The sequence below is a fragment of the Streptomyces sp. SID8352 genome, from assembly GCF_009862265.1.
GTDB lineage: Bacteria > Actinomycetota > Actinomycetes > Streptomycetales > Streptomycetaceae > Streptomyces.
On record NZ_WWGX01000104.1, the window covers coordinates 125,161 to 140,862 of the forward strand.

The following is a 15,702-nucleotide window of genomic DNA, read 5'->3' on the forward strand; positions in this document are numbered from 1 at the left end:
GCTCCCGGCCCCGCGGCGGGTGCGGACCCTCCCGCCGAACGGCCCTCCGCCGCACCGCCCTCCGGGCAGCCGGGGCCCGGAGGTCCCGGAACCGGCCCCGGCCGGGGGCGCCGCCGTGCGCCACGGGTGCCCGCACCGCCGACGGACCGCACCGAAGGACAAGGAGCCAGCATGGCCGCATCACCGTCGGCCGAGCGCGTCGTCATCGAGAACTGCGCCGTCGCCACCGTGGACGCGCACGACACCGAGTACGCCTGCGGCCATCTGGTCGTCGCCGGGGACCGGATCGAGTCCGTCGGCCCCGGAGCGGCCCCCGAGGGGCTGACGGGCGTCGTGCGCCGCATCGACGCGACCGGGCACCTGGCCACCCCCGGCCTGGTCAACACCCACCACCACTTCTACCAGTGGATCACCCGGGGCCTGGCCACCGACCACCACCTCTTCGACTGGCTCGTCGCCCTCTACCCCGTCTGGGCCCGCATCGACGAGCCCATGGTCCACGCCGCCGCGCAGGGCTCCCTCGCCATGATGGCCCGGGGCGGCGTCACCACCGCCGTGGACCACCACTACGTCCACCCGCGCGGCGCGGGCGACCTGTCCGGCGCCGTCATCCGCGCCGCCCGCGAGACCGGCGTCCGGCTCACCCTCGCCCGCGGCTCGATGGACCGCGGCGAGTCCGACGGCGGACTGCCCCCGGACTTCGCCGTGGAGAGCCTCGACGACGCCCTGGCCGCCACCGCCGCCACCGTCGCCGAACACCACGACGCCTCCTTCGGCGCCCTCGTCCGGATCGCCGTCGCCCCCTGCTCCCCGTTCTCCGTGTCCACCGAACTGATGCACCGGTCGGCCGAGTTGGCCCGCGAACTCGGCGTACGGCTGCACACCCACGGCTCGGAGACCGCCGAGGAGGAGGCGTACTGCCACGCGCGCTTCGGCATGGGTCCCACCGACTACTTCGAGTCCACCGGCTGGCTCGGTGAGGACGTGTGGATGGCCCACTGCGTCCACATGAACGACGCCGACATCGCCGCCTTCGCCCGGACCGGCACCGGCGTCGCCCACTGCCCGTCGTCCAACGCCCGCCTGGCCGCGGGGATCGCCCGCGTCCCCGACCTGCTCGCCGCGGGGGTCCCCGTCGGCCTCGGTGTCGACGGCACCGCCTCCAACGAGTCCGGCGAACTCCACACCGAACTGCGCAACGCCCTGCTCATCAACCGGCTCGGCGTCCACCGGCAGGCCGCCCTGACCGCCCGGAACGCGCTGCGCCTGGGCACCCACGGCGGGGCACGGGTCCTCGGCCGGGCCGCCGAGACCGGCTCCCTGGAGAGCGGCAAGCTCGCCGACCTGGTGCTCTGGCGGATGGACACCCTCGCCCACGCCTCCATCGCGGACCCGGTCGCGGCCCTCGTCCTCGGCGCCGCCGCCCCGGTCACCGCCTCGTTCGTCGGGGGACGGCAGATCGTCGGGAACGGACGGCTGCTCACCCTGGACGAGGACGCCGTCGCCCGCACCACCCGGGACGAGGCCCGACGGCTCGCCCGTCTCGCCGCCGGGGGGCTGAGGCGGACGCCGGGGGCGCCGGACCCGCGGACGGGGTGACGCCCGGGGGCGCCGGGGCGCCGGGCGGGCGGGGCGAGGTGGCGCGCGTGGGGCGGGGGCGCCGGGACCGGCTCCCGGGCGGATGCCGGTCCCGGCACCCCGATGCCCGGCAGATACGGCCACGGGCGGACGCGCGAGCGGGACGGTCTGTGGACGGAGGGGCGGGGTGCCCAGCTCGCGTGCGGCGGCAGGACGCCGTGAGGGACGGGTGGGCGGGTTGACGGAAGCGGGCGGAGGCTCCGCCACCGGTGCGCTCGCGCCCACCGGCCCGCCCCACGGTGTGGACGTCCCACGGTGTGGAAGTACCCCACGGGGCGGAGGCGCCGACTGAGCAGATGTGCCCCACGGGGCGGAGGTGTCCCACAGGGAGGAGTCGCTCCGCCCGGCGGAGGGCTCCCGTGGCTACTGCCCGAACGCAGCCGGGTCCGACGCCAGTTCGGCCAGCCGCTTCCCGGGTTCGGTCAGCAGCTTGCGGGCCCCGAGGTCCATGAGACCGCCCACGGCCTCGATCTCGGCCGCGACCGTGCCGTCGGCCTTGCGGATGACCTGCCCGATCCGGAAAGTCTTGCCCTCGCCCCATTCGAAGACGCAGGTCACCTCGACCTCGTCACCGGCGACCAGTTCGCTCCGGAAACGGATGGTCGTCTCCAGGGCGACGGGCCCCACACCCCGGGCGACCAGATCGGCCTGCCGGATCCCGGCCGACTGCAGGAGCGCCCAGCGGGCATGCTCGGCGTAGTTCAGATAGACGGCCTGGTTCAGGTGCCCCTGGGTGTCCGTCTCGTACCCGCGGACGGTCACCGGAACGGAAAACGGCTCGCTCACCGGTTGCTGCCTCTCTCGTCGACGCGCTGGTCTCCCGATCCTGTCACGGTGGTCCGTCACACCTTGCGCGGGGAGGCCAGCAGCCAACACACCCGCGTACGCGGCTCGGTGTGCTCCCCGACGTGCCAGCCGGCCGCCTCCAGCGTCACCGCGCAGGCCCGCCGGGCGTCGGGGTCGGCCTCGTACACGGCGACGGCCTCGGGCTGCGGCGTCGCCCGCACCCGGTAGCCGTCACCGTCCGCGCCGGCCGCGGGCCGGTGCCCGGCCGCCTCCAGGGCGAGTGCGGCGGCCCGCACCAGATGGGCACGCTCCCAGTCGCAGGGCAGCTCCGGGGAACCGTCGGCGCGGGTCATCCGGCGCAGCTCCAGCAGGCCCTGCCAGGCGCCGCGCACCTCGCGCAGCCGGGCGGCCGCACCGGCGTCCGGCGGCCGCTCCTCACCGCCGACCCGGGCGGCGAACACGCCGTCGGAGCCGGAGCCGGAGCCGGAGGTCCGGGCGGAGGCGGTGCCCGGGGCACCGGCGGGAGGCGCGGACCCGGCCGGGGCGTCCGCCCCGTCGTCCGCCTCGCGCAGGCGGTGCCCCGCCGGGGTCAGGAAGCAGTCGTGCGGCGGACGGGGATGACGGAAGGCGAGCCCTCGCTCCACCAGCGCCGCGAGCTGCGCCTTCGTGCCCCGCAGCCGCCCGGTGCCGGGCTCGGCGGCGTCGATCACCCGCCTCTGGGCGGCGGTCGGCGGTCGTGTCACGGACTCCCCCTTCCCTCGCCCGCGAGCCTACGACGGGGGTCGGACATTCCAGGCGGCGATCACCGGCCGCCCGTGCTCCGTACCCAGCCGGCACAGAGCCCCGGTGCCCAATTGGAACATCGCGCCGTGCGACGGGGGCAGCCCAAGGTGGCGTGCGGTCAGCACGCGCAGGAAGTGCCCGTGGGAGACCAGCACCACGCACCCCTCGGTATCGGCGAAGGCGGCGTCCACGGTGGCCAGCACCCGGTCGGCCCGCTCACCGACCTGCTCGGGGCTCTCCCCGGGATGCTCGGGCGGCCCGGCGGGGACACCGTCCGTGAACAGGAACCAGTCCGGCCAGGAGCGCTGGATGGCGAACGTGGTCACGCCCTCGTGGCCGCCGTAGTCCCACTCGTGCAGGTCCGGCTCGATCCGCGCGTCGCGCAGTCCGATCAGCTCCGCCGTCTCCCGGGTCCGCTGGGAGGGGCTGACGAGGGCGGCCCCGATCCGGTGCGACCGGATGAACGGCACGAGGGCACGGGCCTGTTCCCGCCCGGTCCCGGTCAGTGGCACATCCGTCAGCCCGGTGTGCCGCCCGGACCGCGACCACTCGGTCTCCCCGTGCCGCACCAGAAAGAGATCACCCATGCTCCCCAGGCTACGGCCGCGCACCAGGAAGCGGGGGCAGGCCGACGACGGGCCGCGCCGGACCCTGCCGGTCCCGTACCGGACGCGCCGGGGCACGGACGCGTCCCCTCGCACGCCGGCGTTCCCCGGGCCCGCCCACCGCTCCGCCGGGCCGGGGGAGAGGAGCCGGCGGCCGCAGGGACCCCCGGGGTCCCCGGGCCCCGGACCTCGACCGCGGTCGTGTGCGAGCGGCGGCCGGTCCGGTGGGGCTTCGTCACCCGTGGGGTGGTGGCGCCGGGCGGGCGTGGGCCTCGTTCTTCCCGGTGTCGAGTGCCTCCGCGATCCGTCGTGCGGTCCGGGCGGGGGTGAGTTGCGTGGTGTCCACGACCTCGGCCTCGGCGTGCAGCCATGTGCGGGCCGCCTCCGCGTAGGGTTCGAGGTGCCGGAGCCGGAACGGGGAGTTCGGGCCGAGGACGGTGTCGCCCGCGATGCGCCGACGGAGGGTCTCCTGGTCGGCGTGGAGGACGAAGTGCCGGACGGGGATGCCGTACTGGGCGATGCCCGCGCCGATCTCACGCCAGTACCGTTCGACCAGGACCGTCATGGGCACCACCAGGGTGCCGCCGGTGTAGTCGAGGACGCGGCGGGCGGTCTCGACCACGAGCGGCCGCCAGGGCGGCCAGTGCTGGAAGTTGTCCGTGGCGGGCAGCCCCGGTGTGATGTCCATGAGTGTCTCGCCGACCTTCTCGGCGTCGAACACCCGGGAATCCGGGATCAGTTGCTGCACGAGCAGACTTGTCGTCGTCTTGCCCGCGCCGTGGGTGCCGTTGAGCCATACGATCACGGGACCCCAGGCTACGCCGTCCCGCGGGGGAGGGAGTCGCCCGGCGCGGGGGCGGCATGCGGCAGGGCCGTGCGACGGGGCCGGTGCGTGCGTGAGGCGGCCCGCCGCGCGTCGTCGCCCCCGGACGGGCGGTCCGACGGGACGGACCGGGCCCGGTCCGCCACGGGGCGCCGACGGCGGCCGGATGGGGTGGACGAAACCGCCGGGTCAGGGGCAGGACTCGCCGAACTTGACCGCCGTGAGCGCCACCGGCTGTCCGTTCGCCGCGACCCCGGCGGCCGGGCTCTGCGTGCAGACCCGCCAGTTGGACTCCACCAGCACCATCCTGCCCCGTTCCGACGCGTCGTCGACCGTGAGGGACGCGCTCGAGCCGAGTGCGTGCCGGGCCGCCTTGACCGACTTCCCCCTGAAGTCCGGCATCCTCCCGTCGTCGGTGGACGGTGCCCTCTCCTCCTTGGCCGGGCACTCCTCGCGGAGCTTCACCGCGCCGAAGTCGAGGCGGGTGTCGGACGGTGCGCGGGTGCCGGCCGCCGGGGTCTGGCTGCACACCTTCCAATTGCGGTCGAAGGCCTGCATGCGCCCCCGGCCGAGGGCGTCGTGCGATCCGAGCGCGAGGAAGCCCGTCTCCTGGGCCTTGTCCTGGGCCGACTGCAGCCCCATGCCCACGACGTCCGGCACCGTGAGGTCTTCCCCGGCGTGTCCGTCTTCCTTCGGCGGCGCGCTCCCGGCCGGGTCGGCCGGTGCCGACGTGCCGCCGGAGCCGCCCGGCGCCGAGCTGTCCGCGGGCTCGCACGCCGTCGTTCCGGCGAGAACGGCGGTGCAGAGCAGGGCGGTTGTGACGATGTGGGTGCGCAAGATCCTGGTTCTCCCCGAGTGCGGCGGCCGAGACGACTCACGGTAGGGCAGAAGCGCGGGAGCGGGGAGTGAGGCGTCTCGTTCCGTCCCTCGCGGTGCCCCGCGCGGCCGGGGCGGCTTGCAGTACGAGACGTGCGCCGTCTGCGACCCGCACGGCAGGGATGTCCTGATCAGGGCAGCCGCGAGGACGGCGAGAAGATCGTTCCGACCATGGGCGCCACGACCAAGACCTTCGCGCCTGGCGGTACGACGGTCAGACGGCCCAGATGACCGGTGCCGAGGCCGTGTTCGCGAAAATCGACACGGACGGAAGCGGCGAGATCCGGCTGCGCGAACTGGGGGACTACGGCCTGGCCGATGACGGCACCCTCGACGGGACGAGGCTCGCCGGCTTCGTCCGAGCAGCTGACACCGACGGCGACCGGCGGATCGGTCTCGCCGAGCTCAAGTCACACTTCGCCCGACTCACCACCCCGCCCCCTGGGGTCGCCGGACGGTGTGTCCACTTCGCAGAGGACAACTCGGTCCCGTCGGCACGAGTGTGTCGACCCGGCTGGGAACGGGTACGGCGGCAGTGTGACCATCAGGGGTTGTGGACTCCTGAAACTCATGCGACGGCTGCGGGCCATAGCGTAGGCCCTGCTCACTGGCGGGCGATGTCCGACCAGTTCATGGCCCGGATCGCGGGTCGGTTCGGGCGAGTGGAACCCCGGGCGGCCGCCCGCGCCCACCACCTGCTCGGAGCTGTCAAGTACCGAACGGAAGAACTGCCGGCAGTCGGCCGAACGGGCCGGTTCTTCCCGACCCGGGCCGGTGCAGCACCTGCTGCGCTCCACCCGCCGGGACGCTGGTGCGGTCCGCGACGACCTGCGCGCCAACGCCGTCGGTGGCCGGCCACCGCGGGAGCCGGGCACCGACGGTGTCGGCGGCGTGGTGGAAGCGCCGGGTGAGGCCGGCGGTGTGCGCCTCGTGGACCGGGAACTCCTGCCGTCTGCGGAGCAGGGCCTTCAGTGCGACGGCGGGGCCGGTGAAGTGGGCGTGCGTGCCCCCGCCCGAGTACGAGGTTGCCGGATTCCGGAAGGCAGCCGCTCCGGCCCTCTGCCGTGCCCTGCACCTGAGGTGCCGCGCCCGGACTGCCATGATGCTGACCGGGGGCGGCCTTGGCGTTGGGAGCCGCATGACGTGAGAAGAGCGTGGCGCGAATGCCCGGGATCCGGACCGATGCGTTGGACACGGCCGGGGGAGTGTTCATGACGGTCTTGGCACTGGGCTGCATGTGGTTGGGCGGGCGGGCCGTGCTCCGTCCGCACCGGCCGCCGCAGCCGATCGGGGGCCCCGTATGGGTGGCCCGCACCTGGGGCCTCGCCTATGTGGCGCTGGGCATCGGTATGGCCGGCAGGATGACGACCATGCTGGCCGGCAAGGAGCCGGCCTGGCCGATGGCCATGCTCCAATGGGCTGCCGGACCGCTCCTGATCTTCTCGGTGACCGCGGCGGGCGTGTTCCGGTGGCGAGCGCGCCGTCGGGCCGGTGGTGCCGTCGGAGGACGGCACGGACGGCACAAGTGAAGCGGCCCGTGTCCTGGAGCGAGGCGGCACTCGTGAGCGCCGCCTGCTGGACGGTCAGCGGGCTGGGATACGGAGTACTCGCCGCCCTCGACGAGCCGCAGCTGTCCCCTGCACCCCTGATCGGCATGGGCCTGGCCCAATGGTTCTTCGCGTACCACCGCTGTTGGCGTGCCGCTGTCGCGGCCTGCCTCGCGGGGTTCCTCGTGCTGTTCGGGCTCGTGGACATCCTGCGGCCGGGCCTGGGCCGGTACGTGGCGGATGCCCTGGCCACGGGGGCCGCGTCGACGGTTGCCCTGACCGTCTTCACCCTGGTCGATCGTGCGAGGGGACGCCGCCACGGCGCAGCAGGCCGCCCCCGGTGACTCGGCTCCATCCACCAGCTTGACTTCCTGCCCCCTGAGATGTCGTTGAGAGCCCGGACGTGCGAGCCGTCCACGGCGCAGTCGTCCAGGTCCAGGAGATCCGCGCGGCGCAGCGTGCACGACAACCTGTCGCAGGCCGAGCTCGCCCAGACCGAAGAGCGGATCGCCGAGATCCAGCAGCGCCGGGCCGCCGCGGCTGCCGCGAACTGGGCGAGGGGGCCGGTGCGCCCGAGCACGCACCGGCCCTGTCACCCACTCGCCGAGAGGCTGTCTCACCTGGTGCTCCAGTTCCCCGACCGTGCTTGTATCGATGCGCTGGGCCCGGATCGCCCCGGTACGGCCGTCCTCGCCGCGGGGCAGGCCGGGGAACGTCTCGTAGATGACGCGCTCGTGTCCGGCGGCGAACTTCCGGGCGGCCTCGGTGTCATTGGTGGCCAGGGTCGGTGGAATGCTCGGCCCGCGCTCGGCGAGACGCCGGAGCCGAGCGGGCTTGAAGTCCGCCGCCGTGACCGCCGACGGTGATTCACGTACAGGGCGCCGTGCACGTGCTGGAGAATGCCGCCGAGCCGTGGCGGGCCTCTGCGGCGGCGAACTCGCGCCGCTGGAGGGGAAGGTGCAGGTACCGGGCGGTGTACAGGGTGGGGCGGCGGCAGTGGACCGCTGCCACTTCCCGGTGTCCGGCACCGGCCCTCACGAGAACTGCATGGGGCGGAACGTGGTGGAAGTGCCACGTTCGGTATGCGTGAGAGCAGCGGCGGCCCGCAGACCCTCAGCAATGCGCCCGGCCCCCTTTCCGGGAGACCGTCCGCCCGGCCACCCCTCCGGCACGGACCAGGACCGCCGGCAGGCCGCACCGGACACCCGCCCGTACACACTCGGAGCCCCCGGAAGGCACGTCCTGGACGGAGAATCCTCCTCATGCCTCCGCCCCCGGAGCACGAGCAGGACCTGCGACCATGAAGGCATGGGCAAGCACCGCCGACCCGGGCCACCGAACCAGCCATCGCGCGCCGTTCCCCCTGTGACGGCCGACGATCCCCTTGCCGTCTGCAACAAGCGGCGCCGGCCCCCGACGGGCACCTACCGGCGCCACCGGCCCGCGCAGGGCGGGGCCGCTCGTCTGCGGCCCCAGGAGCCACGCACCCTGGAGCCGTGGGACGGCTTCATGTACGAGGCCACGGGCACCGCCCCCGACCTGGCCGCTGCCCGGAAGCGGATGTCGAGCATTGCGGACACCGGGTGAGCCAGGGCGATCACGCACTGCCTGCCTGCCCGTCAGGACGTCGCGGGCGAGCCGAGTCAAGTGGCTGAACTGCGGCGGACGAGTTCGTGGCCATCGATGCTCCTGTGAGGGGACACCACCGAGCGGCGGGCGGACGACGCAGGGTTCGTGCAGAGCGCGATCTGGCGGACACCCGCCCCGGAACCGCTCACGCACTGCTCGGCGATCGCCCGAGCCCCCCGGCCGCGGCAGATCTCAGCCGCGCTCTGCGGGACGCGGCACGCGGAGGACTGCATCCTGGCACCGGCCGGCGCTCGGCGACATCCCACTCCGGTGCCGCCGCCGTCGAACAGCTCCCGTCCGGCCAGGCGTTTCGCCAGCGTGGCCGGTACACGGCCGACGAGTCGGCACCGGTCGGGCGGCAGCGGCCCGGAGCAACCCGCCAGAGTGGCCGCCGCGCCCAAGGGCCAGCGGAGGCCCCAGGACCCAACCGAAGGGAACACCCCGCCCATGCCGGGAAGCCTCGACACCCTCACCCTTGTCCTGCTCGCCCTCTTCGGGCTTCTCGGCGGCATAGGCATCACCGCTGTCGGGCCGGGGGGCGTGCTTCCCACGATCGGCATGTTCCTGCTCACCGGGCTCTCCCCGTCCACCGTCGCCGGCACCGCCATCACCACCCACGTTGCGACCGGCGTCCTCGGCACCGCCGCATACGCACGCTCCGGACAGCTCAGTGACGGGCCGACCCGCCGTACCGCGCTGCTCCTGGCCGCCGCAGCCGTCGTCGGAACCCCGCTCGGTGTCCTGCTCAACACCCTGGTGACCGGGCGGGAATTCGGGCTCCTGCTGGCCTGCGCCGTCACGGTCACCGGCGCCCTGGTCTGGATCCGGGACCGCCGGCAGCACCGGGCACATACCAGTCCCGTCTCCTTGTCCGGCGAGCACACCAGCACGGTCGTGGCCGTGATCGTCGGCCTCACGGTGTCGGTCTGCGCAGGCCTGTTCGGCCTGGGCGGCCCGATGCTCAGCGTGCCGCTCCTCATCCTGTGCGGGCTGCCCGTCCTGTCGGCCCTCGCCGCGGCCCAGGCGCAGTCCGTGGTGATCGCAGCCGTCGGCACCATTGGCTTCGCACTGCACGGATCGGTCGACTGGACTCTCGCCGTCGTGGTTGGCCTGCCGGAGCTGGCCGGCGTACTCATCGGCTGGCGCATCGCCCACGCGGTACCGGAACGCCGCCTGAAGTTCATCCTGGTGGGAGCCCTGCTGGCCCTGGCGCCGTACCTCGCCCTCCACGGCTGAGCCGACACACGTCCCGCCGCCCGACACCGCGCCCTGCCGGCCCGGGTCCCGTGGTGAACTCACTGCGTGTCGGTCTGGAACCAATCAATCCAGTGACCTGAGCCGGGGATACGTAGTCCTGGACGAGGCGGCGCCACAGGGTGTCCATCGTGCACCCCGACAACCACACCCGCCGGCCGCACGTCCACGGCACCACCTCTTCCTCGCCGTCGCCGAGGGTGGGACGCCGGCCGGGTATCCGGTCCACGAAGTGCGCCGGTTGCCCGACCGTCGGGAGCGTCCACCACCTGCAACGGCAGTACGGCGCGCTTTTGCCCGCGTTCTCCGCACAGGGAGCCGAACTGGAACTCTCGAAACCGGAGCGAAGCACGGGGGCGACGGAGGTACGGAGCAGCGGATCGATTTGCAGGCGGGCGAGCACATCGTCCGAGTCTTCGGGCGCAGCGACAAAGTTGTCGACCAGATCGGCTTCGAAACGAACCTCAGCGTTTATGGGCCGTTCGGGGGATCGGGCGGAGACCCCTTCGAGTTCAAGCTGCCGATCGGAGCGTTCGTCGCGGGATTCCACGGGAGTGCCGCGAAACTCCTCGACGCCCTCGGCGTCCTGTACTACCAGGATGCGTCGCAGTAGCAACTCAACGCCTCCCGTGCCGAGCGGTCCAGGCGGACATTGACGACTACGGCACCGTCGTCGGCGGAGACCGCAACTGAAGCCCCGCACACCACCTCGATCTCATCCCCGGACCTCCGGACCCTCCCCCCGGCCGTCCCCCGTCCCCCGCTCGCCCCGCCGCTCCACTCGGCCGGGCGTAGTACGCCGGTGCGGGCCCGGCCGGGCCGGTGAACGGAGGGGCGGCAGGAGCGGGTACCGGAGGGGAGCGACGGGGACCCTACTGCCGGTAGCCGGCCAGGAAGCGGCCGATACGGCCGATGGCGGCCTCCAGGTCGTCGGCGTAGGGGAGGGTGAGGATGCGGAAGTGGTCGGGGGAGGGCCAGTTGAAGCCGGTGCCCTGGACGACCTGGATCTTCTCGCGGAGCAGCAGGTCGAGGACGAACCTCTCGTCGTCGTGGATGGGGTACACCGCCGGGTCGATGCGGGGGAACGCGTACAGCGCGCCCTTGGGCTTCACGCAGGAGACGCCGGGGATCTCGTTGAGCTTCTCCCAGGCCACGTCCCGCTGTTCGCGCAGCCTGCCGCCGGGCGCCGTCAACTCGCGGATGGACTGGCGTCCGCCCAGCGCGGCCTGGATCGCGTACTGCGCGGGGGCGTTGGCGCACAGCCGCATGGAGGCCAGCATGGTCAGGCCCTCCAGGTAGTCCCGGGCGTGCTGCCGGGGCCCGGTCACCACCAGCCAGCCCGAGCGGAAGCCCGCGACCCGGTACGTCTTGGACAGGCCGCAGAAGGTCAGCACCACGAGGTCGGGCGCGAGGGCCGCCGCCGAGTGGTGGACCGCGTCGTCGTAGAGGATCTGGTCGTAGATCTCGTCCGCGAAGACCATGAGTCCGTGGCGGCGGGCGAGGTCGAGGATGCCCTCCACGATCTCCTTCGGGTAGACCGCGCCCGTGGGGTTGTTGGGGTTGATGATGACGACCGCCTTGGTGCGGTCGGTGATCTTCGACTCCATGTCGGCCAGGTCCGGGTACCACTCGGCCCCCTCGTCGCACAGGTAGTGCACCGCCCTGCCGCCCGCGAGGGTCGTCACCGCCGTCCAGAGGGGGAAGTCGGGGGCGGGAATGAGGACTTCGTCGCCGTCCTCCAGCAGGGCCTGTACGGCCATGGAGACCAGTTCCGAGACCCCGTTGCCGAGGAAGACGTCGTCCACGTCGACCGCCAGACCGAGGGTCTGGTAGCGCTGGGCGACGGCGCGGCGGGCGGAGAGGATGCCGCGCGAGTCCGTGTAGCCGTGCGCCCGCGGCAGCATGCGGATCATGTCCTGGAGGATCTCGGGCGGCGCCTCGAAGCCGAAAAGGGCCGGATTGCCGGTGTTCAGGCGCAGCACGCTGTGCCCGGCCTCCTCCAGCGCGTTCGCGTGCTCGATCACCGGGCCGCGGATCTCGTAGCAGACCTCGCTGAGCTTGTTCGACTGCCGGAACTCCATGCGCGGCTTCCCCTCCGGAAACTGGTGTTGCTTGGTTTTACCAAGTGTGAGCTTGGAAAGTCCAACAACATGTCTAGACTGCGTCGCATGTCACCACGCCCTCGCCGCAGCTACGACCAGTACTGTTCCGCCGCCCGCGCGCTCGACACGGTCGGCGACCGGTGGACCCTGCTGATCGTCCGGGAGCTGCTCGCCGGCCCCCGGCGCTACACCGACCTGCACGCCGATCTGCCCGGCGTCAGCACCGATGTGCTCGCCTCGCGGCTCAGGGACATGGAGCGCGACGGGCTGGCGACCCGTCGCCGGCTGCCGCCGCCCGGCGCGGCCACCGTCTACGAACTCACCGCGCGGGGCCGCGGCCTGCTGCCCGTGCTGGAGGCGCTCGGCGCCTGGGGCGCGGACGACCTGACGGAGCGGCGGCCCACCGACGCCGTGCGCGCCCACTGGTTCGCGCTGCCGCTGCTGCGCGCCCTGCGCCGGGCGGGGGTGGAGGAGGGGCTCGTCGAAGTCCGGCTGGCCGAGGGGCACTTCCATCTGTATGCCGGTGGCGCCGCCGGGGAGGGCCCGGTGTACGGCGACGGGCCCGCTCCCGGGGAGCCCGACGCGCGGCTGGCACTGGACGCGGACACCTGCGCCGCTCTGGGGCGCGGTGAACCGGGGCTGGTGGAGGCGGTGCGCGACGGCCGCGTCGTGGTTGGCGGGGAGGGCCCGGCGGCGAAGGCACTGCGGGAGGCGGCGGGCTGAAGACCCCGTGCCGGGGCGGCCGTTGGCCTTTGCGGCCCGGGGGCGGCCCCGGGGCGGTCCGGATGCGGTCCGGGGGCGGCCCGGGGTGGCGCTGGTGCTGCCCCGGTCGGCTCCGGAGTGGTCCCGGCGCGGTCCTGAGGCGGCTCCGCCCGGTCCCGGAGACGCCGGAGGGCCCGCCGGGGGCGGGCCCTCCTTCCTCGTGCGCGGTACCGTCAGGCGCCCGGCGGCACCCGGGACGGCCTGCCCGACCCGCGGGTCAGGGCGTACCCCCCGATGCCCGCCAGCGCGGCCAGCACGGCTCCGATCCCGGTCCACACCCAGCGGTCGGACCACCAGCCGGACGACCAGCCGTCCTCGGGCTCGATCGCGGACAGCACCGCGTTGCGCTCCGGGTCCTCGCCCCGGTCGCCGGACTTCATGGAGACGCCCGGCACCAGCGGTTCGGACAGCGAACCGTCGACCGCCGCCGGGCCGCCGACGTCCTTGGACTCGACACGCAGTCCGGTGCCGACCGGCATGCCCAGGTCCGAGGTCGGCAGACCGACCGCCGTCAGCCGGACGTAGTACGTGCCCGGCAGCGGGTCGTTGGCCCACGGCTCGGCCCAGGCGCGGACCGTGCGCAGCACGCAGGCCAGCTCCACGGAGGACGTGCCCGGGGCCGCCGTGCGGGTCTGCGCGCCCCACTGGCAGGCCTGGCGGCGGCGCAGCCCGTCGTAGACGTCGACGCGCCAGGTCTGGGCGGCGTGCGCCTGAGGAAGTTCCACGGTGGCCCGGACCGTGGGGCGCTGCTCGGCGTCGGCCGGGAAGGACCAGTACAGGTAGTCACCGGCGGAGGCGCTCGCCGTGATCTCCTGTTCCTGCTCGATCTCGGTGGCCGTGCGGAAGGACGTGCCGCCCTTGGCGGACCTCGCCTCCTTGGCCGCCGAGGGGCCGGGGGAGCTGTCGGCCGCCGCAGGGGCAGCGGCCAGACCGAGGGCGAGCAGTGCCGCGCCCATCACCTTCGCACACCGCATCAGTTGGTCCTCCAGACCGCGAACCGCCAGCGTGAGAGCCAGCCCCACAGCAGGCCGGCGAGGAACCCGACGAGGACGAGCGTGCCGAGCAGCCACCAGCCGCGCCCGAGGCCGAAGGCGGCCACGTCGGAGGAGCCGTTGGGCCCGTCCACCACGTCCACGGTCAGCTCCAGCGGCAGACCGGGCGTGGCCTTGACGCCAGCGGCGGCGGAGAAGGAGTTGGCGACCTGGAGGCACACGGCCTCCGCGGCCGGCTTGGCATCCGCGTCGTCGGCCTCGGGCCGGGGGTAGCGCAGCCCCGTGGAGAGCACGTCGGTGCGGCCGTTGTCCGCCGCCTCGCCGCGTACGATCTCGCGTCCGTGCACCGTGACGGCCCGCAGCAGGAGCCCGTACGAGGGGATCACGGCGCGGTCGGCGGCCACGCTCACCGAGGCGCGCAGCTCCTGGCCGGGGAGCACGTCCACCCGGTACCAGCGCTGCCGCCCGAACTCCTCGCGGTCGGTGTACAGACCGGGTGCCAGTGTCGGCGCCTCGGCACAGGCGTCCGCGCCCGCCGCGGGCGCCGGGGTCACCACCGGGTCCGCCGCGCGGTCGACCAACTCGTTCACCTTGTCGGTGAGTTCGTCGACGTGCTCGACCGAGGTGTAGGTGCCGCCGGTCGCCTCGGCGATGCAGCTCAACTGCCTCCGCAGCTTGGCGTTGGGGACCAGGCCCAGGGTGTCGATGGTGAGCCCGATGCCCTTGGCGGCTATCTCGCGGGCCACTTCGCACGGGTCGAGCGGCGCGCAGGTGTCCTCGCCGTCGCTGATCAGCACGATGCGCTTGGAACCGCCGCCGCCGTCGAGGTCGTCGGCGGCCTTCAGCAGGGCAGGGCCGATCGGGGTCCAGCCGGTGGGCGACAGTGTCGCGACCGCCGTCTTGGCCTCGGTGCGGTCCAGCGGGCCGACCGGGTAGAGCTGCGAGGTGTCCTTGCAGCCCGTCCGGCGGTCGTCGCCCGGGTAGTCGGCGCCCAGGGTGCGGATGCCGAGCTGCACCTCCTCGGGCGTCGCGTCGAGCACCTCGTTGAAGGCCTGCTTCGCCGCCGCCATCCGGGTGCCGCCGTCGATGTCCCTGGTCCGCATCGAGCCGCTGACGTCGAGCAGGAGGTTCACCTTCGGGGCGTCGTCGCCCGTGGGTTCCCCGGCGACCGCCCCCGCCGGGAGGGCGATCCCGGCCGTCAGCGCGGCGAGCAGAGCGCAGACGCCCGCCGCCAGCCGTTTACTTGTGATCATCGGCGGATCCTATTGACCAAAGGTGTCCAGCTCCAAAACGGCTGGTGGCCATGACCGACCCCGTGGCAGACGCACCGTCAGCCCTCCGGAGCGGTCTCGCGGGCGCGTCCTGACCGGCTCCTCCGGCCCGTTCGCATCGGCCCTTCCGGGACCGTTCGCATCGGCCCGGTACGACGCTCCCGGGCGGTCCGGCGCGACGTTCCGTGGGCATCCGGCTCGACGCTTCGGAGGGGGCCCGGCGCCATGTGCCACCGACTGCCTGCGCGTGCGTCCCGGCGGCCCTGCGCGACGGCCCCGGACCGCCCGGCGTGAACGTCCCGGACGGTTCGTCATGACGGTCGTGATCCACCCGTCATGACGGTCGTGATCCACCCGTCATGACGGTCGTGATCCACCCGTCACGACGGTCGTGATCCACCCGTCATGACGGTCGTGATCCACCCGTCACGACGGCGGCGAACGGGCCGCGGGACCTCCCCGTCCGATCCCCCACCACCTCCGGCCTCCCTCGCCCGATCCCTCTTCGCCCGATCCCTCTTCGTCCGGTCCGCCCCGTCCGCTCCTCCTCGTCCGGTCCGTCCCGTCCGGGTCGGCCGGACCGATCCCCGTGGGCCGGACCGGGAAGGCGCGCACGACGTTGTGCAAGCGGCTC

At 73.6% G+C, this 15,702-nt stretch carries 16 protein-coding genes; 8 read left to right on the plus strand and 8 right to left on the minus strand.

Annotation, left to right across the window (positions count from 1 at the left end; all coding sequences use genetic code 11):
* Positions 1-171 precede the first annotated feature (171 nt).
* Complete coding sequence (locus tag GTY84_RS30495; RefSeq protein ID WP_161229637.1) at positions 172-1,599, plus strand: 8-oxoguanine deaminase; 1,428 nt, start codon at positions 172-174, stop codon at positions 1,597-1,599.
* Between the two features lie 402 nt (positions 1,600-2,001).
* Here the strand turns inward: GTY84_RS30495 and GTY84_RS30500 are convergent, their stop codons facing one another.
* From GTY84_RS30500 to GTY84_RS30520, 5 genes are all read right to left on the minus strand, one after another.
* Complete coding sequence (locus GTY84_RS30500) at positions 2,002-2,424, minus strand: acyl-CoA thioesterase (RefSeq protein ID WP_161229638.1); 423 nt, start codon at positions 2,422-2,424, stop codon at positions 2,002-2,004.
* Positions 2,425-2,480: 56 nt separating this feature from the next.
* Complete coding sequence (locus GTY84_RS30505) at positions 2,481-3,167, minus strand: hypothetical protein (RefSeq protein ID WP_161229639.1); 687 nt, start codon at positions 3,165-3,167, stop codon at positions 2,481-2,483.
* 27 nt (positions 3,168-3,194) lie between these two features.
* The gene (locus GTY84_RS30510; RefSeq protein WP_161229640.1) at positions 3,195-3,794 is read right to left on the minus strand and encodes a histidine phosphatase family protein; all 600 of its coding nucleotides are present in this window, start codon (positions 3,792-3,794) and stop codon (positions 3,195-3,197) included.
* Between the two features lie 253 nt (positions 3,795-4,047).
* The gene (locus GTY84_RS30515) at positions 4,048-4,617 is read right to left on the minus strand and encodes an AAA family ATPase (RefSeq protein ID WP_161229641.1); all 570 of its coding nucleotides are present in this window, start codon (positions 4,615-4,617) and stop codon (positions 4,048-4,050) included.
* Positions 4,618-4,824: 207 nt separating this feature from the next.
* Positions 4,825-5,472: a PASTA domain-containing protein gene (locus GTY84_RS30520; protein WP_161229642.1), complete on the minus strand. Its 648-nt coding sequence runs from the start codon at positions 5,470-5,472 to the stop codon at positions 4,825-4,827.
* A 1,250-nt stretch (positions 5,473-6,722) separates the two neighbouring features.
* Here GTY84_RS30520 and GTY84_RS30525 point away from each other — a divergent pair.
* From GTY84_RS30525 to GTY84_RS34805, 6 genes are all read left to right on the plus strand, one after another.
* Positions 6,723-7,040 (plus strand): hypothetical protein, encoded by a 318-nt coding sequence (locus tag GTY84_RS30525; RefSeq protein ID WP_237532805.1) that lies wholly within the window; start codon positions 6,723-6,725, stop codon positions 7,038-7,040.
* Positions 7,037-7,402, plus strand: a complete 366-nt coding sequence (locus GTY84_RS30530) for a hypothetical protein (protein WP_161229644.1) — start codon at positions 7,037-7,039, stop codon at positions 7,400-7,402. Before GTY84_RS30525 ends, GTY84_RS30530 begins: the two co-directional genes overlap by 4 nt.
* Positions 7,403-7,516: 114 nt before the next feature.
* Positions 7,517-7,924: a hypothetical protein gene (locus tag GTY84_RS30535; protein ID WP_161229645.1), complete on the plus strand. Its 408-nt coding sequence runs from the start codon at positions 7,517-7,519 to the stop codon at positions 7,922-7,924.
* Positions 7,925-8,423: 499 nt separating this feature from the next.
* Complete coding sequence (locus GTY84_RS30540) at positions 8,424-8,645, plus strand: DUF6087 family protein (RefSeq protein WP_345943575.1); 222 nt, start codon at positions 8,424-8,426, stop codon at positions 8,643-8,645.
* A gap of 489 nt (positions 8,646-9,134) precedes the next feature.
* Positions 9,135-9,923, plus strand: a complete 789-nt coding sequence (locus tag GTY84_RS30545) for a sulfite exporter TauE/SafE family protein (protein WP_161229647.1) — start codon at positions 9,135-9,137, stop codon at positions 9,921-9,923.
* A 250-nt stretch (positions 9,924-10,173) separates the two neighbouring features.
* Entirely contained in the window at positions 10,174-10,554 is a 381-nt protein-coding gene (locus GTY84_RS34805; RefSeq protein ID WP_161229648.1) for a jacalin-like lectin, read from the plus strand.
* Between the two features lie 259 nt (positions 10,555-10,813).
* Here GTY84_RS34805 and GTY84_RS30555 read toward each other — a convergent pair whose 3' ends face one another.
* Complete coding sequence (locus tag GTY84_RS30555; RefSeq protein ID WP_161229649.1) at positions 10,814-12,022, minus strand: pyridoxal phosphate-dependent aminotransferase; 1,209 nt, start codon at positions 12,020-12,022, stop codon at positions 10,814-10,816.
* Between the two features lie 69 nt (positions 12,023-12,091).
* On the opposite strand from GTY84_RS30555, the gene GTY84_RS30560 reads away from it, so the two are divergent.
* Complete coding sequence (locus GTY84_RS30560; RefSeq protein WP_161229650.1) at positions 12,092-12,766, plus strand: helix-turn-helix domain-containing protein; 675 nt, start codon at positions 12,092-12,094, stop codon at positions 12,764-12,766.
* 212 nt (positions 12,767-12,978) lie between these two features.
* Here GTY84_RS30560 and GTY84_RS30565 read toward each other — a convergent pair whose 3' ends face one another.
* Positions 12,979-13,779 (minus strand): hypothetical protein, encoded by an 801-nt coding sequence (locus GTY84_RS30565; protein WP_161229651.1) that lies wholly within the window; start codon positions 13,777-13,779, stop codon positions 12,979-12,981.
* On the minus strand, positions 13,779-15,050 hold the full coding sequence (locus GTY84_RS30570; protein ID WP_161229652.1) for a VWA domain-containing protein: 1,272 nt from the start codon (positions 15,048-15,050) through the stop codon (positions 13,779-13,781). The genes GTY84_RS30565 and GTY84_RS30570 overlap by 1 nt, the downstream gene beginning before the upstream one ends.
* Between the last annotated feature and the right edge of the window lie 652 nt (positions 15,051-15,702).